This window comes from Deltaproteobacteria bacterium, from assembly GCA_017302835.1.
GTDB lineage: Bacteria > Bdellovibrionota > Bdellovibrionia > Bdellovibrionales > Bdellovibrionaceae > UBA2316.
In genome coordinates this window covers 21,336-42,452 of the sequence record JAFLCC010000016.1, presented here as the reverse complement: position 1 = coordinate 42,452, position 21,117 = coordinate 21,336, and the positions used below count along the sequence as shown (strand labels likewise).

The following is a 21,117-nucleotide window of genomic DNA, read 5'->3' as shown; positions in this document are numbered from 1 at the left end:
ATCTTTCGCCTGTCTTTACATTTAGGAACGAAATGCACAAAATGCACAAATCAATCATAATTGCACAAAATGAACAAACTGGCTGGAATTGATAGCTTCTGTCGTGAGCTTAGTCTGAATTTAATTTCAAATTTCGACTTAGGTCGGTCTAAATAGAATTCTCAATTTCAAACGATTGCTTGAATTTGATTGACTTATTTCAAACAATCGTTTGAAATGGTGGTCATGTCTATGAAAGTTGAGGAAAACAGCGCAAAAAGTGTTATCATGGAAAAGTCACTTAGGCTTTTTGCCGATTATGGTATTGAGGGTGTCAGCGTCAGAGACATAGCTAAGGAATCCAAGCAGAATGTGAGTCAGATAAGTTACTATTTTGGTAGCAAAGAAGGCTTGTATCAAGCTATCATCAAAGAACATTCCCTTTTAATTTCATCTAAAATTCATAAGGTTATCCAAGGTCTTTCCGCTGAGGATTTAAATGAAATTCTTTTTGAAAGAGAAATGAAAAAATTTATTTCTATCTTTGTGGATATGAGATTAGAAAATCCATATATTGCCAAAATCATGCAGCGGGAAACCTTAGAAGGAATGCCATTTGCTAAAGAAATTCATAATGAATCTATTAAGCCATTAGTTGTCTTACTTGAGTCGATTATGAAAAAAGCTCAACAAAAAAAAATAATAAAAAAAAAGATTCCAATAAAAGTTTTTTTTATTCTTCTGACGGAATCGATATGGGGTTTTATGTCGAAAAAGGAATGTAAATGGGATTTGATGGCAAATACTTTTGTTTTTCCAAAGGATAGAATTAGATTTATTCAATCCATTTATGAAATTTTTTTTAAAGGGATCATCGTGTGAAAAAAAATAGAATGATAGTTAGTATTTTTGTAACTTTAACCGTAATGATGTCTTCAGCACAATCACAAAAGCCTATGAGCTTAGAAGAATTCATCCTTAATATCCGTGCAAAGAATACCTTATTTAGGGTATATCCAGAGTCCAAGGAAGCCTCGTTGTTAAAGCAGAAAAGTGGAGATATTTCCCTCGCTCCTGTTTTGTTTTTAAGTGCCGGGTATTTATCAGATAAAAAACAACCCAGTCAATTATCTGCTAATGAATCCTTGGGTAAAAAATACTCTTTGGGATTAAGTCAGAAATTAGCTACAGGGACGCAGATAAAAATTTCCACAGATTTAATGGAAGTTGAAAACAATGGGATTCAGAGCCCCATCTTTTCTTCCTACGCTAAGTATGCAACAGGATCCTTGGGGGTCAGTCTTTCGCAATCGCTATTGAAAGATTCCTGGGGACGCTTAACTTCTATCCGGCGAGAACGAGAAGTCATCCAGAAAGATCTGGAATTAGTATCATTAACATTACAAGAAAAGCAGCAAGTTTTCGAGGCGGAATTGTTATTTTGGGATTCACTTTATTTAGATCTAGAAGTCCTTCAGCGAGAAGCTTCTTTACAAAGAGCAACTAAAATTGAAAATTGGATCCAAAAAAGGTATGCCGATGGTATCGCCGATAGAGCTGACTTAATGAATGCCAAAGCTTTAAAAGCGAGCAGAGAATTACAATTAATTTCGAGCTTAGACGAAAAGAAAAGCAATAATCAAAAAGTACGAGATTTTTTAGAATTGAAAGAAAACGAAGTGAGCCCAGGTTTTGTTGGCGATATTAATAAAAGCCGATCACTGATCCATTATTTGCCTGGAATAAAAAATATTTCTCGAATGGAAATTCAAGTTTCTTTATTAGAAACAGCCCTCAGAAAATCTCTGGTCAATGAAATTTCTGAAAATCAAAAGTCTGATTTACAACTTTCAGCTTCGTACAACACCAACGCCTATGACACAACGAAAGCCGCTTTTTCTTTAGGAGGGGAATTAACAAAAACCCAAACCCCTACAACCCAATTGGCATTGACCTGGACTTATTTATGGGGGACCGACGCAAAGAATGCACTGACCTTGCAATCTGAAAAAGAACTTTTAGTCAGTGAGTTGAAGCTAAAACGAAAACAAATTGAAAGTAAAACTTTGTGGGACGAATTAAATCGGCGATTTAATGAACTTACAAACAAAATCAATGCTCTAGCTAAAGTTACCGAATATCAACGAGAACGAGCGAAGGCGGAGCAAGATAAGTTAGCGAAAGGACGATCGATTACCTCTCAGGTTATCACTTCAGAACAAGAGGCAAGCGAATCTGAACTAAGTCTCATCAAATTGAAAGCCGAGCAACGAAAACTTGAAACTCAGGGACTGTTGTTTACAGAGATTAAGGAATAATATGAATTTAGCTGAGCTATCCATTAAGCGTCCTATTTTTATTACATGTGTAGTGAGTTTGATGCTCATTTTAGGTTATATTTGTTTGAAAAAAATGCCCGTGGATTTATTTCCAGATGTGACCTTTCCAACGATTTTTATTCAAATAGCCTATCCGGGAGCTTCTCCCGTCGATGTTGAAAAACAAGTTGCCAAACCTATTGAAGATGAATTGGGCTCCTTGTCTGGACTAAAAACTATCACTTCAAATAATTTAGATTCCGCTTCCATTATTATCCTTCAATTTAAACTAGGCTCGGATATTAAGGAAGTGGAACAGCAGGTAAGAAATCGAATCAGCAATGTGCGACGAAAACTACCAAATGATATTAAAGAGCCTATCATTCGACGTTTTGATCCTGCCGACCAAGCCGTTATCACCTTAGCCGTTATTTCTAAGATGGATGCCGCAAAAATTTATGACATTGTTGATGAACAGATAAAGGCGCAAATAGAACGAATTCCCGATGTGGGGCAGCTAAATATCATTGGCGGTAGAAAACAAGAGATTCACATTTCAGTAGATAAAACTAAACTGCAAGATAGAAATTTATCCATGTTACAAGTCTCTCGAAGAATTGAGGAGACCTCAAAAGATGTTCCCATTGGCAAAGTGGAAACCTTAAAACAAGAAACAGTGATGCGAACCCTAGGGGAATTTGCTGATTTAGAACAAATCAAAAATATCTCAATTAATTTTCTTGGTTCCGATCGTTCTGTTAAGTTAAAAGAGATTGCCCAGGTTGAAAGATCTTTAGCTGATGTCAAAAGAATTTCAAGTATTGACAATCAGAACGCTATTTTTCTTGATGTTTTCAAACAAAGTGGAACCAATACAGTTGCCGTCAGCGATGCGGTTAAAGCGAGCATGGAAAAGATCAATGAGTATTTAAAAAGCAAAAACTTAGATGCTAAATTAATTCTCATTAGAGACTCCTCTATACCTATTCGACTGAATATCGCTGATGTCAAAGAAAGCATCACTTTTGGAATCTTGTTATGTATTGTCGTTGTCTTTTTCTTTCTAGGGTCCGTAAGATCTACCTTTATCACTGGGATGGCGTTACCAAACTCTCTTTTAGGTGGATTTGTCATTATGTTTATCATGGGATTTTCAATTAATATCATGACACTTCTGGCATTGTCCCTTGCCGTGGGATTGTTAATTGATGATGCCATTGTGGTACGAGAAAATATTTTTAGACATTTAGAAATGGGTAAAAAACCTTTTCAAGCGGCTCTTGAAGGAACTGCGGAGGTCGCCCAAGCCGTAATCGCAACGACTTTGGTTGTTGTTGCGGTTTTTGGTCCAATTGCTTTTGTTCAAGGGATGGTCGGTCAGTTTTTTCGTCAATTTGGATTGACCGTTGTTTTTACGATGCTGATATCCTTATTTGATGCCTTTACCATGGCGCCAATGATGTCAGCTTATCTAGCAACAAAAAATGAACATGAAAAAGGCAAAGGACCCATAGCCAAACTATTGGCACAGTTTGATCGCTTGCAGACCGGTCTTGAGCGGTTGTATGAAAAAACAATTATTTTTACTTTAAGGTACCGTAAATCCGTTTTGTTGCTTGCACTGATCGTTTTTATTTTTTCATTGGTATTGGGAAAATATGTGCCTAAAACTTTTCTGCCTCCCAATGACATCGGGGAATTTGCAGTCAGTGTGGAAAAACCCGTAGGAACTTCGATTTTTGAAACAGAAAAATTTATGAAAAAAGTGGAAGACTTGATTCGTACGGAAGCGGCTATAGATTTTGTAGCCCGAACGGTAGGAAACAATGAAGGAGAAGGGAATAAAGGAAACTTTTTAATTAAACTAGTTCCAGCGAATAAAAGAAAGGCAAACACAACTGAGTTAAAGGATATTATCAGGAAAAAATTAAAGATTTTTCATGATGAAGCTGTATTGGCCGTAACTGATATTGATATTTCAGGTGCAGGACAAAAACCATTAAATCTGTATTTAACGGGTGAAAACTTGGAGGTTCTGACTCAATTTGCAGACAAACTCAAATCTCGAATTTCTCAAATTAAAGGATTTGTGGACGTCGATACCAATTTTCGAAGTGGAAAACCGGAATATCATGTTCGCTTTGATCGAGAAAAATCAGAGTCATTAGGCATCTCCACAGGCACAGCAGGGGCCGAGTTGCGAGCTCGCACTGAAGGCACTGAACCTGCCATTTTCAGAGAGAATGGTATTGAATATCAAGTACGACTTAGGTTTCAAGAGGCTGACAGAGACTTGCGAACGCAATTTAACTCAACCTTTCTTCCTAATTCTAATTTCAACATGATAGCTTTAAATAAAGTGGCTAAAGGCGAAAATAGTTTTGGTTACTCACAAATAAATCGACAAAATAAAAATAGATTTATTGCTATCACCGCTAATTTGGATGCCAATGGGCGACTCGGTGATGCCTCTCAAGAGATTGAGCAACTTTTAAAGGCAGAGTTAAAACCACCCCTGGGAGTCGAGTACGCCTTCGTAGGTCAAGCAGAAGATTTTAAAGATTTAATGGCAAATATGATGTTAGCAATGGGATTAGGAATTCTGTTTATTTATCTGGTATTATCTTCACTGTACGAAAGCTTTATCACACCGATCACTATTTTGTTAGCTCTGCCCTTAGCCGTAAGTGGCGCGATGGGAGGTTTATTTATCACCCATAAAACGATTGATATTTTTTCATTAATTGGGATTGTAATGCTTTTAGGAGTGGTGGCTAAAAATTCGATACTATTAGTGGATTACTCAAAGAAACTTCTAGATCAAGGAATGGACATGAACCAGGCGATAGTGACATCTTGTAAGACCCGCCTTCGTCCCATCTTGATGACATCTCTGGCATTAATAGCAGGAACCTTACCTATTGCTATTGGTTTGACGGAGCTTGGAGCGCAGAGACAATCCATGGGGGTTGCCATCATTGGAGGTGTTGCGAGCTCAACCTTATTAACACTTATCGTGGTACCAGCCGCATTTGGATATATTGAAAATATGGGTCAATGGATAAAAGGAAAGATTCTTACTTCACAAGATCTTTAAGATGGTGAATATTTAAAAATCTAATTTGATGCCCATTTATGTCTTTAGAATAGGAGTCTTTAATATCAGTTGCAATGCACCAGTTCTCATTTCCGTTATGAATTTTTCTAAAACTTTCCACCCGGTTGGTTGCAAATGATTTTGCTTGCAATTTGCATTCTATGGTAACAGGGTCACGCCCTCTTAGTTTTAAAATAAAATCTATTTCAGTTTGATTTTTATCTCGCCAATAATAAATTGAATCAGGATGATAGAAAGATAGAAGTTCATTAAGCACTAGATTTTTCCAATAATGTCCCTTAAGCTCACTAGACAGCTGAGAAATACCGCGAAAATAGCTGATAAATCCTGTATCAAAAAAATAAACTTTTGGGGCCGCAACGACTTCTTTTCCTGAGTTTTTATGGAAAGGACGCAATCGATAAGCAATAAAACTTAACTCCAAAATATCAAGATATTTCTGAATTGTAGGTCGAGACACTTCACATTCACTAGAAAATCTCGTAGCTTCAAATAAGTCTCCAGATTGAAGGGCTAAAAGTTCAAAAAACTTTATAAAACCATGACGTTTTTCGACTTTAAAAAGCTCCTGAATATCTTTAGCCCAAAAGGAATCAATCCAATCCTGATAAAAGTTTTCATTAAAGCGTTCGGACAGAATTGCCGGCGGCAAACCTCCTTTTATCATTCTCTCATTAAGACTTAATCCAAAGTCTTTTAAATCGACAGAGTTCATTGGGGTAAAAAAAAGAATTCTTTTTCTATCCGTTAAGGAGTCTTTAAATTTATTCAATGCTTGAATAGAGGACGAACCTGTTGCAATAATTTTTATTTTAGGAAAATGGTCAGTTGCAATTTTAAGAACATTTGATGGGTCAGGCAATTTATGAATTTCATCAAGAGCAATAACCGGTGATTTCATATTAGTAAAAAATGTCTCTGGGTCTTCGAGCTGAAGACGAACAGAGCCTAGTTCACAGTCGTATATTGGCAATCTTAAATTTTTACATAGAGTTGTTTTTCCAGAACGCCTGACTCCTGCAATCCAGATCAGATTTTTTTCTTTCCACAAAGCATCTATCTTATCTTCCCAAAAAGTTCTATTGATCACCACGGGCCCCCAACTTAAGAGTATCAAGCTCCTTTTCCAAACGCAACTAAACTTTCATTTAGCTACTCTAAACGAAAGTTTAATTGCGTTTGGAGTAGCTAAAGATGGCAATATTTAAGAAAATAAGGATACCAAAAAGTCTCAACCGCTAATTACCTGGAATAAAGCAGGGATTCTAATTTTCCTTCTTCATCGAGTGCTTTTAAATCCATATAACCGCCAATGACTTGATCATTAATCAATATGATAGGAACTGTTCGCCATCCTGTTTGGTCTTTAATTTTTTGAATTTCATCCGGTTTGTCTGTAAGATCAATTTCAGAAAAATCTAGTTTCTTTTCTTCCAATAAATTGATGGCCCTATCGCAATAAGGACAAGGGACCTTAGTATAAATCACAATTTTTGCTGTTTGCTTCATAGTCGATTTTTTCCTTATTTAAAAATAATCCAGAATGATTTTTTGTTTTTATTTCCTAAGCGGCAAACAAGTCAAGTTCTAGCTGTTGAATCATCCTGGTATCCAGTAATCTCGTAGTTACCTTCACTAATGGACAAAAAAAGGAGGTGGATTTTTCTCGTTTTTTGAAAAATCCACCTCCTGTTTTTAAGGCTCTTCAAGATAAAAATGAAGTCAAAAAACTTCTGTTAATCCCGTGGGTGGAGTTCAGTAGGATTGTGGTGCTGACCGAAGTGCTGGTTTTCTTTTTTCTGCCTAAAGTTCAATCCAAAAGTTTCCCAGGGTTGATGATACCTTGAGGGTCGAAAATCTTTTTGATCTGTTTTAAAATTTGGATTTCTTCGGGACTTCGGCTGTAGTGAAGAAAATTCTTTTTTGTTAAGCCGACACCATGTTCTGCAGAGATACTGCCAGAATATTTTTTCAAACATTGAAAAATTTCAATATCCACTTTACGACATTCCTGTACGAAAAGTTCCTTTGTCATTTCTGGCGGGCGTAAGATATTTAAATGAAGATTTCCATCCCCTACATGACCAAACCAGACAACGGTCCAATCAGGATAATGTGTCTTGATGATATTTTCCAATTCAGCAATAAAGGGAATCATTTTAGAAATTCTGACAGAGATATCGTTTTTATAAGGAAAAAATTTAGCTAGGGATTCACTGGTATCTTCTCGGTAGCGCCAAAACGTCTTGGCTTGTTGTTCTGATTGAGCGATCAAGCCATCTGTGATAAAGGATTCCGTGAAGGCTGTCTCTAGGGTGGATTGAATTTTATTTTCAGCTTCTTCAGAGGGTTTTTCTATTTCAACAAGGAGAAAAAAAGGATATTTATTTTCAAAAGGGGAAGGCAAATGAGTATTCAGTAGAACTTTTTCAAGAGCGATATCCGAGATCATTTCAAAAGCAGACAGTGAAGTTTCTTGATTGAACAGTCTAAAGGTATGAAGAACATTTTCCATAGAACTACATGCCAGTAAAAGAACTTCCAAGGGAGGTGGCGGATTTGTAAGTTGTATGGTTGCTTCGGTGATAAAACCCAAGGTGCCTTCGCTCCCAATAAATAAATGTCTCAGATCATAACCGGTCGCATTTTTAACAAGATTATTGTTGAGTTTTAAGACCTCACCCTTTCCAGTCACAACCGTTAAGGACGTGACCCAGTCCCTGGTAAGACCATAGCGAATCACTTTAATTCCACCCGCATTAGTCGCAATATTTCCTCCAATTTGCGAGGAGCCACGGGCGGCAAAATCAACCGGATAGAATAAATTTTTGCTTTTGGCAAAATTTTGCAGTTCTTCAGTGATCACTCCCGCTTGGCAAACAACTGAATTTTCAGAGGAGTCAAATTCTAAAATTTGGTTCATTCTTTCAAAGGAAACAATCACTTCATTTTGGATGGTGCAAGCCCCGCCAGATAATCCTGTTCGACCGCCCGAGGGCACCAGAGCTACATTTTCTTTATTGGCCCACTGGACAATTTGGACAACATCTTCAGTGGTTTCGGGGAAGACCAGGGCAGAACTTTGAATATCAAAGTAAGTTGTCCAATCCTTTCCATAAATTTTTAATTGTTCAGGATCAGTAGAAATTTGATTTTTAGCGAGGTTTAATTTTAATAAATTCATAGGGGCATTTAATAGGAAATTACTCAAAATTTCAATCTCTGGTTCGAACTATTTTTTAAAGAACTCCCTTGAAACATTGCCTTTTAGAGTCTGAATCCTAAAAAAAGCGTAGAGGGCGCAAAATCCCCACGCGGCGGTAAAAATAAAATAAATTCCAAGAAAAAGCCATGGAGGGCCGCCAGCAATGGCGTAGGCAAGAGTCAAAACTCCTAGGAGAAATCTTAAAATGCGGTCCCAAGTAGCTAGATTACATTTCATATTTACATTTCATATTTACATTTCATATTTAAAATTCCTAGGCTGTCCTATCTCTCATAGGATGTTATTTTAAACAGGGTTTACTTTAATAAATCTTGAAGCTCGCCAGTCTCGTACATTTCCATCATGATGTCAGAACCGCCTACTAGTTTTTTATGTACATAAAGCTGTGGAATGGTTGGCCAGTTACCATATTCCTTGATTCCAGCTCTCATTTCTTCGTCTTCCAGGATATTGACATCGTGGAAGTGGACACCCAGGTCTTGAAGAATGGCACAGGCTCTGGCAGAAAAGCCACACATAGGAGAATTTTTCGTCCCTTTCATAAAGAGAACTACTTTGTTTTCATTTAATAGATTATCGATTTTTTCTTTAACTAACGGCATAGAAGCTCCTCATTTAAATAATTTTTGTTTTGATGGCGATGGCGTGCAATTCCCCGCTCTTAAGCTCTTGATCAACAGCCATCATGACTTGTTGATGCTGTTCAATACGACTTAAGCCGGCAAAAGAACTGCTCTCGATATAAACTTCAAAATGGACATTGTCCTCTGAATGGACTTTAATATGAGCTTGAGGGTACTTTGATTTTAACTTTAATAAAAGTTCGTCTTGAGTCATAGGCTGATCCTATAACATAAAAACTAATTTAAATGCAAGACTAATGGGCAAAATTATTGTGTTAAAGAATAGAGAAATGAATTTCGAAAAAAAAATTTTAAATTGGCAACTTTTGAGGGTTTATTTCTGGGCTCTGATAATTTTAATGTTCAGTTACTCTGTTTTGAGGGCTTGTTTTTTGTATTGGAATTGGAACCAATTCAAAAATATGAATTTCATTGATATCACCTATGCATTTTTTATAGGTCTACGATTTGATTTGTGTGCTGTGGGACTATTGTTTTTACCCGCGTTTCTCTTGACCTTTCTTGTTGGTATTTGGTTGGAATCCCGGACTTGGAAAAAATTTTTCCTTTTTTCGGTACTTCTTATTCAAATTCCTTTTTGGATTTTAAATTATATTGATATCGAGTTTTTTAATTTTATTGGCAGGCGAGTCACTTTGGCTGGTCTTTTTATTTTTACCGAAGCCAAAGGGAAAATGACCAGTTTTTTTTCTACCTACGGGTTCTGGATTTTTATTATTTGTCTCATGATTCTTGGATTTATTTATCTTCTGATGAGATTTATTAAGGTTATAAAATTTGAAAATGATCCTAAAAACTCAAAACTTTCCTATGCCTTGACCCATTTTCTATTTTTGATTCCATTGATTGTTTTTGCTAGAGGAGGCATACAATTAAAACCCATCGATTTTGTTTTTGCAAGTGTGTTTACCTCTCCGGTACTGAATAATCTGGTCTTGAACTCCACTTTTTCCATAATTAAAAGTGCAGATAAAGACAAAATTTCTCCTGTTCAATTTTACGCCAAAGAAGAAGAGTATTTCTCCCTTCTGAATGGTTACAAAGAAAAAAAATCTCTACTTGAGGGACATCGGCCATTAGAAAGACAAAATGTGGTTATTTTTATTCTTGAAAGTTTCGCCTTTGAATTTATGGGAGATGTAAATAATCAAAAAGGTTATACCCCCTTTCTGGATGATATAGCTAAAAAGGGATTATTATTTAAAAATGCCTTTGCCAATGGAAGAAGGTCTATCGAGGGAATATCTTCGATCATGGCAGGAATACCAGCGATGATGAGTGAGCCATTTATCTCATCAGAATTTTCTTCAAATTACTTTTTAGGGGCTGGTTCACTGTTAGAGCCTTTGGGTTATGAAACCAGCTTTTTTCATGGGGGCCATAATGGAACTATGTATTTTGACAAATTCATTAACAGTGCAGGAATTCCAAAATATTTCGGGGCAAGCGAATATCCTGGGATAAGTGACGACAATGATAAAGTCTGGGGAATATTTGATGAGCCCTTTTTAAAATTTTTTGGCGAAAAATTGGGGGCCGGAAAAAAACCATTTTTTTCGGCTTTGTTTACCTTAAGTTCTCATCATCCTTACACGGTTCCTGAGGCTTTAAAAGGAAGATTTATAAAAGGACCATTGGAAATATTAGAGTCTATTCAGTACACAGATTACGCATTAAAAATCTTTTTTGAAACTTACAAGAATCAAAAATGGTTTAAAAATACTTTATTTATTTTTACGGCTGATCATACCCAAAAGAATTTACTCCCTGAGTTTAATAATGAAATAGGCAGATACAAAGTTCCTATTCTATTTTATCATCCCCATTTTAAGTGGCCACAAGTTGATTTAGATTTACCTGTCCAGCATATCGATATTTTGCCGTCAGTAATGGATTTTTTAAACCTGCCAATGAAACAAAAGATTTTATTAGGAGAAAGTGTTTTTAAGCCAGATCCTGAAAAAACGGTGACACTTTTTCAAGATGGCAACTATTTCTTAATAAATAAAAAAAATATTCTTTTTTGGAATCAAAGGGATCCAGTAAAAATATTTGATTCTACAGACTGGAATCTCAAAACAGATAATTTGGAGTTAGAAAAAAAAGAAGATGTGGATCATCTAGACCGGAAGCTCAAAGCCTCCATTCAGTATTTTAATAAGGGATTGTGGGACAATCGATTGTATTTCCCAAATAAATAAGGAGATCATGAGTAAGAAATGAAAACTATCACGTTAAGACCCTATTGCGAAGCAAATCGAAACAGCGAAGCAAATCGAAACAGCGAAGCTGTTGAAAAGTTTAAAATTCAAGTTCAGGCAGAAATTGAGTCTGGAGTTCTTAAAATTAACTTTTTAATAGAAGACCCACAAAGAAAAATGGACTCCTTCTACCCCCCTCTATCTCAAGATTTGAACTTACTTAAACAAACCACCTTTGATCGCTCCTATCAAATGGATGAATTGTGGAAAAAAACTTGCTTTGAGTTTTTTGTTAAAAAACAAAATCAGGAAAAATATTTTGAATTCAATGTTAACACCCTCGGCAATTGGAATTTTTATAAATTTGTGAAATACCGGAGTCCAATTCAAATTGAAGATAAAATTCAAAAAATTAGGTATTCTTTTATTCCTGCCAGGAATTACTCCTATGACTTAAGCTCAAGCGGAGTCTCCAAATTAGCAATAGAAATAGACTTAAATCCTTTATTTAAAGTCGGTGATGAGCTTGAATTTAACTTTTGTTCCATCATTGTATGCGAAGAACAGATCACTTATTGGTCTCAACAACATTCTTTAGAAAAGCCAGACTTTCATGACTCTAATAACTTTACAATTTATCAAAAAATGAAATAATTTGAATATGAATATAGATAGCCATCATCAAGATTTTAAATTTGGAATAGATGTTTTACTTTCGAACTCTCAACTTAAAAATGATTTAAGAAATAAAAGGGTTTCCTTGGTGGCTCATCCAGCTTCCGTGACGAGAGGTTTAACCCACAGCCTGGATGCTTTGATCCATAATGGATTTTCAATGGTATCCTGTTTTGGTCCTCAGCATGGAATGAGGGGTGAAAAACAAGATAACATGATTGAAAGTGACGATTATCTTGATCCGATCCATAAAATTCCAGTCTATAGCCTTTATGGAAAAGTGAGAAGACCTAAATCTGAGTGGATGACTTCCTTTGATGTCTGTTTGTTCGATTTGCAGGATGTGGGAACTCGTATTTATACTTTTCTTACGACTTTACTCTACATGATGGAAGCTTGTCAGGCCCATCAAAAAGAACTTTGGATTCTGGATAGACCAAATCCAGCTGGCAGACAAGTCGAAGGCTTAACCTTACGCCAGGGCTGGCAAAGTTTTGTGGGGGCCGCTGAAATTCCCATGAGGTACGGAATGACCTTGGGTGAAATCGCTTTTTGGTTTAAAGATCATTTTAAATTCGAGTTGGAATTAAAATTGATTAAAATGGAAAATTACGGCTTTAAAAAACCATGGCCTGAAAACACACCGTGGGTAAATCCAAGCCCCAACGCATCGAATGTTTTTATGGCTCGATGTTTCCCTGGTACCGTACTGTTTGAAGGGACCACCCTTTCTGAGGGAAGAGGAACGACGAGACCCTTAGAATTATTTGGAGCTCCAGAAATTAATATGACCAAGGTATTGAAACTCATGAATGAAATGGCTCCACAATGGATGAAAGGCTGTTTGTTGAGACCTTGTTTTTTTGAGCCTACATTTAATAAACATCAGAAAGAACTTTGCAGCGGAATTCAAATCCATGTCGATGGTAGTTTTTATAAAGAAGAAGAATTCCAGCCATATAGGCTTGTTGTTTTATTTTTAAAATCTTTGAGAGTTATTTACCCTGAGTACCCAATTTGGAGAAATTTTTCTTACGAGTATGTTGATGACAAGTTAGCCATAGACATTATCAATGGAAGTACGTTGTTAAGGGAATGGGTTGATAATCCAAACTCGCAAATTTCAGATTTTGAAAAAATGTGTCAAGAGGATGAAAGAAATTGGCTTAAGGAAAGAACGAAATACTTGCTTTACTGAAGTTACCTTCATGCGAAGTCTATAAATTTTTATTTCTAAATTTTTTCCTTGATGAGTGCTGTTTGAATTACTCATAATGAGTTTCAGGAGTTTTTTTGCCAAAGTTTTCTTTTAAAAAAGTAGAAGAGCTGACTTTTGTAACTTTTTATTTTGAAGGTATTATTGATGAGTCCTTTTCTTTAAGTAATTTAAAGTCTCATCCAAACAAAGCTGTCAAAGTGGATTGTCAAAAAATCACCAGTATTAATTCCATGGGAATTAGAAATTGGATACTTTGGATAAATTCAAATCCAAAAGTCAAATATACTTTTACAAATTGTCCTGTCTGTATTATCGAGCAAATCAACGCCGTAAAAGGATTTATTCCTTCAAAATCAATTATTGAGTCTTTTGATGTTCCCTATTTTAGCGAGACAACCGGTGAAGAAAAACATGTCTTGTATGAATTAAAAAAAGATTTTAGGCCAGGAAAGAATCCAACGATTAAATCCGTTAAAGATTCAACAGGAATGAAGATGGAGTTAGATGTTGCCCCTCAGAAATATTTTAAATTTTTAGTAAAAGGAATATAGCTGTGAGAGTTTTTGAAGACATTACCAAAACAATTGGACAAACACCCTTGGTTAAAATGCAACGATTAGGTAAGGATTTACCTGGACAATTGCTTTTAAAATTAGAATTTTTTAACCCTTTGGGTTCAGTCAAAGACCGCATTGGTCTAAATATGATCGAGCAAGCTGAGCTCAGTGGAAAATTAAAATTAGGAATGGAAGTCATTGAGCCTACAAGTGGTAATACAGGTATTGCATTAGCTTTTGTCTGTGCCGCCAAAGGGTATTCTTTAACCTTGACGATGCCAGAGACCATGTCAAAAGAAAGAAGGACTTTGTTATTGCTCTTGGGTGCCAAGGTGATTTTGACACCAGGTCTTTTAGGTATGAAAGGTGCTGTCGCCAAAGCAAGGGAATTAAACGAAAAAAATTCCAATTCCTTTATGCCGTCTCAGTTTGATAACCCGTCCAATCCCGCAATACATAAAGAAACCACAGCGCTCGAAATCTGGCGTGATACCGACGGTCAAGTGGATGTTCTGGTGAGTGGAGTAGGAACCGCCGGCACCATCTCGGGAATTGGAAGTGTTTTAAAAGCAAAAAAACCTTCTGTAAAAGTCATTGCCGTGGAGCCAACGGAGTCCCCAGTGTTGAGTGGAGGTAAACCCTCACCTCATAAAATTCAAGGGATTGGAGCCGGTTTTATTCCTAAAAATTATGATTCTAAAATTGTCGATGCTGTTGAGCAGGTCTCTTCCGAAGAGTCCTTAAGCACGGCCCGTGAAGTGATAAAAAAAGAAGGAATCCCTGTAGGCATAAGCTCGGGAGCTGCCATTGCTGTTGGCCTCAGAATAGCTGCCAAAGCTGAAAATGCTGGAAAAAAGATTGTGGTTATCGTTCCCAGTTATACCGAAAGATACTTGTCGACTTTGCTCGCTCAGGCAGAGCGAGAACAGGCAGAAAGTCTTCCTGTTGCAAGCATTGACGAGAAGTATTTATAACGAGAATTTCTACTGAGTCTTGGGGATTTTAATGAGTACTTTGGAATCTTTATTTTCCACCTCTATTTTATCTAATTGGGCATTGGGTGGCGCAGGGAAGGATTTTGTGAAGCTTTGAGAGACCGAGTGAGATGAGTTTTCATCCGACTGGCTACTTTCTAATTGTGCCTGGATAATGACTTGGTTATTCTCTACATTCACATTGAGAGTTTTTGCTTTGAGGTCATTTAATTTTAGGGTGAAATAGTAAAACTTTTCATCTTCACTAGTTTCTATCTGTTGATCACTATTTATTCCAAAATTAAAATGAAAATTTTGCGGATCTTCATTGGGCTTTTCATTATCCATTTCATCCATCGAATTTGAGAATTTTTTTGAGAACTCTTCAAAGGGGCTGCCACCCATTAAAAGATCTGCTAATGATTTTGGTTTATTATTTCTTAGTAATTCACGGATATTCCCATATTTAGTATTAAAAGGTTTAAAATAATTCAAAATAAGTACCGAAAAAGATCCTGTTAAAACTCCCAATACAAATAGAAAAATTCCTAGCCGCTTTGATTGATTCATCTAAATTCCCTTTTTTAATACGATCTTTATTAATTTTATGACTATCTGTAATGGCTCACTATCATTTTTTTTGCTATCGCAGTTACATTTGTCGTTGTCGTCTATCCACCGCCAGGGCCGCTTCCCTGATGACTTCGCTGAGGGTGGGGTGGGCGTGAAAACTGCGTGCTAGGTCTTCACTGCTTCCACCAAACTCCATACAAACTACAATTTCGTGGATAATTTCAGAAGCGCTGGGACCAACAATCGCAGCACCTAAAACTTTATCTGTCTTTTGATCCGCAATGATTTTTACAAAACCTTCCGTAAAACCTTTCGCTCGAGCGCGGCCATTGGCTAAAAATGGAAATTTTCCAATATTTACGGTTAGCCCTTCCTTTTTTGCTTGCTCTTCTGAAATCCCAACCGTGGCAATTTCGGGATGAGTGTAGATAACGCCAGGGACGGTGTTATAATTAACATGCCCTGCTTTTCCAGCAAGTAATTCAGCCAAGGCGACGCCTTCTTCTTCAGCTTTATGAGCGAGCATTGGACCGTGAATGACGTCTCCAATTGCATGAATGCCTTTGATATTTGTTTGATAGTGGGAATCAACACTGATGCGCCCCTGAGGGTCTTTCTGAATTCCAAGCTCTTCGCAGCCAAGGCCTTGAGTAAAGGGTTTTCTCCCCGTGGCAACTAAAACCACCTCTGTAGAAATTTTATTTTTCTTCCCGTCGGTTAAGGATTCATATTCAATGTCAATGCCTTTGCTCGTTTTCTCTGCGGCAAAGACTTTTGTAGACATCAAAAATTGTATACCTTCTTTTTGTAGATTCTTTTTTAGAACCTGCATGCATTCGGCATCAGTGGTGCCTCCCAGACGATCGGTGTACTCTATAATCGTGACTTTAGAGCCAAGTCGAGCCCATACAGATCCCAGCTCAAGGCCAATCACACCGCCACCAACAACTACCAAGGTGGCAGGGACTTGCTTTAAAGTGAGGGCACCCGTATTGGAAACAATGTTTTCTTCATCGTATTTTAGAAAGGGCAATTCGGAAGGGACACTGCCCGTGGCAATCATGATATTTTTAGCTGTTAAAACAGTACTTGTACCATCGCTCGCAGTTACCTGCACCGTACCTGGTTGAGTGATTTTTCCATATCCCTTGTAAGGCGTGATTTTATTTTTTTTAAAGAGGAAGGCTATGCCCTCGGTATTTTGCTGAACCACTTTATCTTTTCGAGAAAGCATTTGTGATAAATTTAAATCCACCTTCGAAATTTCAACTCCATGGGATTTGAACTCGTGGAGCGCCGCTTGGTAGTGTTCGCTGGATTCCAGCAAGGCCTTAGAGGGAATACAGCCTACATTTAAGCAAGTGCCACCAAAATTTTTATCTTTTTCCACAACCGCCGTTTTTAAGCCTAATTGCGCCGCTCGAATGGCCCCAACATACCCACCGGGTCCGCTGCCAATAACAATCAAATCATATTGAGTTTCGCTCATTCTATTTGCTCTCCTTAAATTTGAAAGACGTCTTAAATTCCAATGAGAAGTCTTTCAGGATCTTCAACCCCTTCTTTGATCTTAACCAAAAAACTAACACTTTCTTTGCCATCAATAATCCGATGATCATAGGAAAGTGCTACGTACATCATAGGTCTCACTTCAATTTTACCATTGATAACAACGGCCCGATCTTCCACCTTGTGCATTCCTAGGATGGCACTTTGGGGAGGATTCAAAATCGGAGTGCTCATCAAAGAGCCAAAGACACCCCCATTGGTAATTGAAAAAGTACCACCGGTTAAATCATCGACTCCAATTTTTCCATCCCTTGCTTTTAAAGCAAATTCTCTGATGGCCATTTCAATCTCTGGTAGCGACATCTGGTCTGCGTCTTTTATCACAGGGACCATGAGGCCTTTTTCGGTGCTCACTGCAATTCCAATATTGTAATAATTATGATATTCCAAATCAGTTCCCTGAATAAAAGCATTCACGGCTGGGTAGGCTTTAAGGGCCTCGATAGCCGCTTTGGTAAACAAACCCATCATTCCTAAGGAGATTCCGTATTTCTCTTTGAATTTATCTTTATACTTATTTCGAATCTCATTGAGTTTTGATAAATCAATTTCATTAAAAGTGGTGAGAATCGCCGCTGTGTTTTGCACTTCAACCAATCGCTCGGCAATTTTCTTGCGGATGGTGGTCATCGGAATAATTTTTTTATCCCCTTGCTTGCTTTGTCGAGAGCTTGTTGGAAATAAATTCACCGCCGCCGCTTTCGTAGGTACAGGCACTTGTTTCGTTGTATCGATGGCGGCTAAGACATCCCCTTTAGTCAATCTGCCGTCCTTACCCGTTCCAGAAATTTGCGAAGGTTTTAAATTATTTTCGGTGACGATTCTTTGAACCGCAGGACTTAGTGTTGCTGAAGTTTGTGTCGGAGCTGTTGCCGCTGTAGGCGATGCCAAAGTGGAGGATGCCGTGGTCGTTGCCGAAGCTTTTCCCTCTGTATCGATAGAGGCTACGGTGGCACCAATTTTCACAACTTGTCCAGCGGCCGCGAGTATCTGAATCGTTCCTTCATTTTCAGCGACCACTTCAACGCTGGCTTTATCTGTTTCGAGTAGCAATAAAACATCATTTCTTTTAACAAACTCCCCATTTTTTTTATTCCAACTTCCAATAGTTGCTTCCGTCACCGATTCTCCAACAGCTGGGACTTTGACTTCGATATTCATACTAACTCCTTCATCACACCTTGAATGATTTCATTTTGTTCGGTTTTGTGTCGATAGATTGAACCTGTGGCAGGGCTAGATCTTTCGGGTCGTCCGATATATTTCAAATTCCAATTTAAGTTCTCTTTCTTGAACATGTCCATAAATTTAAAATAAACATGCTGGTAAGAACCCATATTTTTGGGTTCTTCCTGAGTCCACACCACGCTGGTTAACTGAGAATAGGATTTGATCACTTCTAAAATTTGTTTTTCAGGAAAAGGATAAATCTGTTCAACGCGAACAATGGCAAGATCCTCTTTTTTTTGTTTTTCTTTTTCTTCAAGCAATTCATAGAATAACTTTCCAGAAACAAAGGCGAGAGTTTTTACTTTTTTATTATCTTTAACACTATCATCTTTGATGACTTCCTGGAATTTTCCTTGAGCTAGGTCCTCTAAGCTGGAAACCGCACGGGGGTGACGTAATAAAGATTTTGGCGACATCACAACAAGGGGTTTTCTAAAATCTCTTTTCATTTGCCTTCTTAATGCATGATAAACTTGAGCTGGAGTTGTCAGGTTCATAACCTGCATGTTTCCATTGGCGCAGAGCTGTAAAAATCGCTCTAACCGTCCACTGGAGTGTTCAGGACCTTGCCCTTCATAACCGTGGGGAAGAAGTAAGACGAGTCCGGTCATTTGCATCCACTTCGCTTCTCCGGCTGATAAAAATTGGTCGATGATAATTTGAGCTCCATTACAGAAATCACCAAACTGAGCTTCCCAAATAGTTAAGAAGGTAGGATCACAGGTGGCATTTCCATATTCAAAACCCAGAACGGCATATTCTGAAAGAATGGAGTCATAAACACAAAACTCAACCTTATCCCCTTTGATTTGATCTAAGGCCTTGAAGGATTCGCCTGTTTTAAAATCGTAAAGTGCGGCATGGCGATGGGTGAAAGTTCCACGGACACAATCTTGTCCTGAAAGCCTGACGGAGGTTCCTTCAGATAATAACGACCCATAGGCCAAAAGTTCGGCGGTTCCCCAATCCAGAAGTTGTTTACCTTCAGACATGGACTTTCTTGTTTCAAGAAGACCCTTCACCAATTTAGGATGAGGTGTGAAGTTTGCTGGAACCTCAGAAATAATTTTGCAAAGTTCTTTTAATTTTTTAAGATCAAACTGAGTGTTCACTTCTTTTTCGAGATCAGATTTCGAACCCTTCCTGAAACCTTTCCAAAAACCATCAAATTTATAGGGTTTGTTTTTGGGTGGAGTTTTTTTTGTATTTTCATAGACTAATTGAATGTCATCGATTTTTTTCTGATAAAAATCCTCAAAATATTTCTGATCAATGATATTTTCTCTGATTAATTGCTTTCCATAAATTTCGCGCAAGGTGGGATGAGTTTTAATAATTTCATACATTAATGGTTGAGTGTAAGCAGGTTCATCCCCTTCATTGTGACCAAATCGACGGTAACAAACAATATTGATAACCATATCGCGACCCCATTCTTGACGAAATCGCAAGGCCATCTTCATGGCCCGCACACAGGATTCCACATCGTCTCCATTGACGTGCAACACAGGAGTCGCTAGGACCTTCGCCACATCGGAAGAATAGTGGGAAGACCGATGGTTTTCAGGATTGGTCGTAAAGCCAATTTGATTGTCGACTACAATATGTAGAGTTCCGCCGACAGTATAACCTTTAACATGAGCCATTTGAAAAGTTTCAAGCACGACACCCTGACCGGCAAAGGCGGCATCCCCATGAATCAGGACAGGGATGACTTTTTTTCTTTCCTTTGTGTCTTTACGTCTTCTTTGCGCCGCCCGGGTCATCCCCAAAACCACAGGATTGACGGCCTCTAGATGTGAGGGGTTGTAGGCTAAGGTCACCTGGCACACTCCATTGGGAGTTTCTTTTTGAGCGACATAACCCAAATGGTATTTAACATCTCCATCAAAATCATCAATGGGTTCAGCCAGCTCGGTAGGTCCATTGAAATCAGCAAAAATATATTCAAGACCCTTACCCATAAAATTTGCAAGCACATTTACACGCCCTCGATGGGCCATGCCAATCATGATTTCCTCAGCTTTAAGTGTCGTGCATTCTTGGACCAAGCTTTCTAACATGGGCATTAAAGAATCGCCACCTTCAACTGAAAATCTCTTTGTTCCCACGTACCTGGTATGGATAAATTTTTCCAAGGCTTCTGTTTTGGCTACAGAATGAAAGACTTCTTTTTTTTCTGAAGGAGTGAGCTTAAATTTCGGATTTTCAATTTCAAATTCTTTGATAAACCAATTGCGAACTTCGGGCAGAGCCTCGGCACACTGGACCGTCAAGCGTCCACAGTAAACCGATCTTAAATGAGCTATGATTTGCTTGAGACTGGCGTTGGGTTTGCCAACGATACTGCCGATTTGGAATTTAGATTCTAAATCTTTTTCATTGAGATTAAATTTTTTGAGTGAGAGCTGTTCACTCGAAGGGGGCGTGTTAGATAAGGGATCAAGCGAAGCCTCGAAGTGACCATAATTTCTATAAGCTTGAATCAAATGATAGACATCCAATTCTTTCTCAGAAAGCCCAAGGGCGCCACCTTGAACAAAATCAACACCTTCAAAAAATCGTTTCCATTCAAGAGAAACAGATTCAGGATTTGCCTGGTAATCCTGGTAGAGGGATTCAATATATTGTAAATTGGCATGGGTGATTGAACTCATGGAGGGTGGTTCCTTTCTGATTTCAGAACAATTTTTCAAAGAGTCATGTATTCGTCACTAGTTAATGCTCTATGACTTACAAGATCTTTATAACAAACGTTATTGTATCTTGATTTTTTTATTTATTATACTAGATTGAAGCCAAGTATTGGACCAGAAGAAGAATGAGGAAAAAAT

At 37.7% G+C, this 21,117-nt stretch carries 18 protein-coding genes; 8 read left to right on the top strand and 10 right to left on the bottom strand.

Features of this window, described 5'->3' with window-relative positions:
* The first annotated feature begins 231 nt into the window (after positions 1 to 231).
* The 3 genes from J0M15_14225 to J0M15_14215 are packed head-to-tail and all read left to right on the top strand — an operon-like array spanning position 232 to position 5,394.
* Positions 232 to 861 (top strand): TetR family transcriptional regulator, encoded by a 630-nt coding sequence (locus J0M15_14225; GenBank protein MBN8538206.1) that lies wholly within the window; start codon positions 232 to 234, stop codon positions 859 to 861.
* Complete coding sequence (locus tag J0M15_14220; protein MBN8538205.1) at positions 858 to 2,297, top strand: hypothetical protein; 1,440 nt, start codon at positions 858 to 860, stop codon at positions 2,295 to 2,297. The genes J0M15_14225 and J0M15_14220 overlap by 4 nt, the downstream gene beginning before the upstream one ends.
* 1 nt (position 2,298) lies before the next feature.
* Positions 2,299 to 5,394: an efflux RND transporter permease subunit gene (locus J0M15_14215; protein ID MBN8538204.1), complete on the top strand. Its 3,096-nt coding sequence runs from the start codon at positions 2,299 to 2,301 to the stop codon at positions 5,392 to 5,394.
* Here the strand turns inward: J0M15_14215 and J0M15_14210 are convergent.
* The 6 genes from J0M15_14210 to J0M15_14185 all read right to left on the bottom strand — a co-directional run bounded on the left by J0M15_14210 (position 5,375) and on the right by J0M15_14185 (position 9,478).
* Positions 5,375 to 6,505 carry an ATP-binding protein gene (locus tag J0M15_14210; GenBank protein ID MBN8538203.1) on the bottom strand — a complete coding sequence of 377 codons (1,131 nt, stop codon included), beginning with the start codon at positions 6,503 to 6,505 and terminating at the stop codon, positions 5,375 to 5,377. The two genes, J0M15_14215 and J0M15_14210, sit on opposite strands and share 20 nt — an antisense overlap.
* 152 nt (positions 6,506 to 6,657) lie before the next feature.
* Complete coding sequence (locus J0M15_14205; protein MBN8538202.1) at positions 6,658 to 6,924, bottom strand: glutathione S-transferase N-terminal domain-containing protein; 267 nt, start codon at positions 6,922 to 6,924, stop codon at positions 6,658 to 6,660.
* 301 nt (positions 6,925 to 7,225) lie between these two features.
* A complete protein-coding gene (locus J0M15_14200) occupies positions 7,226 to 8,599 on the bottom strand; it encodes an FAD-binding oxidoreductase (protein MBN8538201.1) in 1,374 nt (457 codons plus the stop codon).
* Positions 8,600 to 8,647: 48 nt separating this feature from the next.
* The gene (locus J0M15_14195; protein ID MBN8538200.1) at positions 8,648 to 8,857 is read right to left on the bottom strand and encodes a DUF2892 domain-containing protein; all 210 of its coding nucleotides are present in this window, start codon (positions 8,855 to 8,857) and stop codon (positions 8,648 to 8,650) included.
* A gap of 80 nt (positions 8,858 to 8,937) precedes the next feature.
* A complete protein-coding gene (gene grxD / locus J0M15_14190; protein MBN8538199.1) occupies positions 8,938 to 9,243 on the bottom strand; it encodes a Grx4 family monothiol glutaredoxin in 306 nt (101 codons plus the stop codon).
* A 13-nt stretch (positions 9,244 to 9,256) separates the two neighbouring features.
* Positions 9,257 to 9,478: a BolA/IbaG family iron-sulfur metabolism protein gene (locus J0M15_14185; protein MBN8538198.1), complete on the bottom strand. Its 222-nt coding sequence runs from the start codon at positions 9,476 to 9,478 to the stop codon at positions 9,257 to 9,259.
* Between the two features lie 76 nt (positions 9,479 to 9,554).
* Here J0M15_14185 and J0M15_14180 point away from each other — a divergent pair, with 76 nt between their 5' ends.
* From J0M15_14180 to cysK, 5 genes are all read left to right on the top strand, one after another.
* Positions 9,555 to 11,486, top strand: a complete 1,932-nt coding sequence (locus tag J0M15_14180) for an LTA synthase family protein (protein ID MBN8538197.1) — start codon at positions 9,555 to 9,557, stop codon at positions 11,484 to 11,486.
* A gap of 18 nt (positions 11,487 to 11,504) precedes the next feature.
* Complete coding sequence (locus tag J0M15_14175) at positions 11,505 to 12,140, top strand: hypothetical protein (protein MBN8538196.1); 636 nt, start codon at positions 11,505 to 11,507, stop codon at positions 12,138 to 12,140.
* A 7-nt stretch (positions 12,141 to 12,147) separates the two neighbouring features.
* The gene (locus J0M15_14170; protein ID MBN8538195.1) at positions 12,148 to 13,359 is read left to right on the top strand and encodes a DUF1343 domain-containing protein; all 1,212 of its coding nucleotides are present in this window, start codon (positions 12,148 to 12,150) and stop codon (positions 13,357 to 13,359) included.
* A gap of 95 nt (positions 13,360 to 13,454) precedes the next feature.
* Positions 13,455 to 13,931 carry a hypothetical protein gene (locus tag J0M15_14165; GenBank protein ID MBN8538194.1) on the top strand — a complete coding sequence of 159 codons (477 nt, stop codon included), beginning with the start codon at positions 13,455 to 13,457 and terminating at the stop codon, positions 13,929 to 13,931.
* A 2-nt stretch (positions 13,932 to 13,933) separates the two neighbouring features.
* Positions 13,934 to 14,911 carry a cysteine synthase A gene (gene cysK, locus J0M15_14160; GenBank protein ID MBN8538193.1) on the top strand — a complete coding sequence of 326 codons (978 nt, stop codon included), beginning with the start codon at positions 13,934 to 13,936 and terminating at the stop codon, positions 14,909 to 14,911.
* A gap of 9 nt (positions 14,912 to 14,920) precedes the next feature.
* On the opposite strand, the gene J0M15_14155 is transcribed toward cysK, so the two are convergent.
* The 4 genes from J0M15_14155 to J0M15_14140 form a co-directional block, all read right to left on the bottom strand.
* Complete coding sequence (locus J0M15_14155; GenBank protein MBN8538192.1) at positions 14,921 to 15,481, bottom strand: Hsp20 family protein; 561 nt, start codon at positions 15,479 to 15,481, stop codon at positions 14,921 to 14,923.
* 82 nt (positions 15,482 to 15,563) lie between these two features.
* Complete coding sequence (lpdA, locus tag J0M15_14150) at positions 15,564 to 16,973, bottom strand: dihydrolipoyl dehydrogenase (GenBank protein ID MBN8538191.1); 1,410 nt, start codon at positions 16,971 to 16,973, stop codon at positions 15,564 to 15,566.
* Between the two features lie 32 nt (positions 16,974 to 17,005).
* Complete coding sequence (odhB, locus tag J0M15_14145) at positions 17,006 to 18,214, bottom strand: 2-oxoglutarate dehydrogenase complex dihydrolipoyllysine-residue succinyltransferase (GenBank protein ID MBN8538190.1); 1,209 nt, start codon at positions 18,212 to 18,214, stop codon at positions 17,006 to 17,008.
* On the bottom strand, positions 18,211 to 20,940 hold the full coding sequence (locus tag J0M15_14140) for a 2-oxoglutarate dehydrogenase E1 component (protein ID MBN8538189.1): 2,730 nt from the start codon (positions 20,938 to 20,940) through the stop codon (positions 18,211 to 18,213). The genes odhB and J0M15_14140 overlap by 4 nt, the downstream gene beginning before the upstream one ends.
* Positions 20,941 to 21,117: the final 177 nt, after the last annotated feature.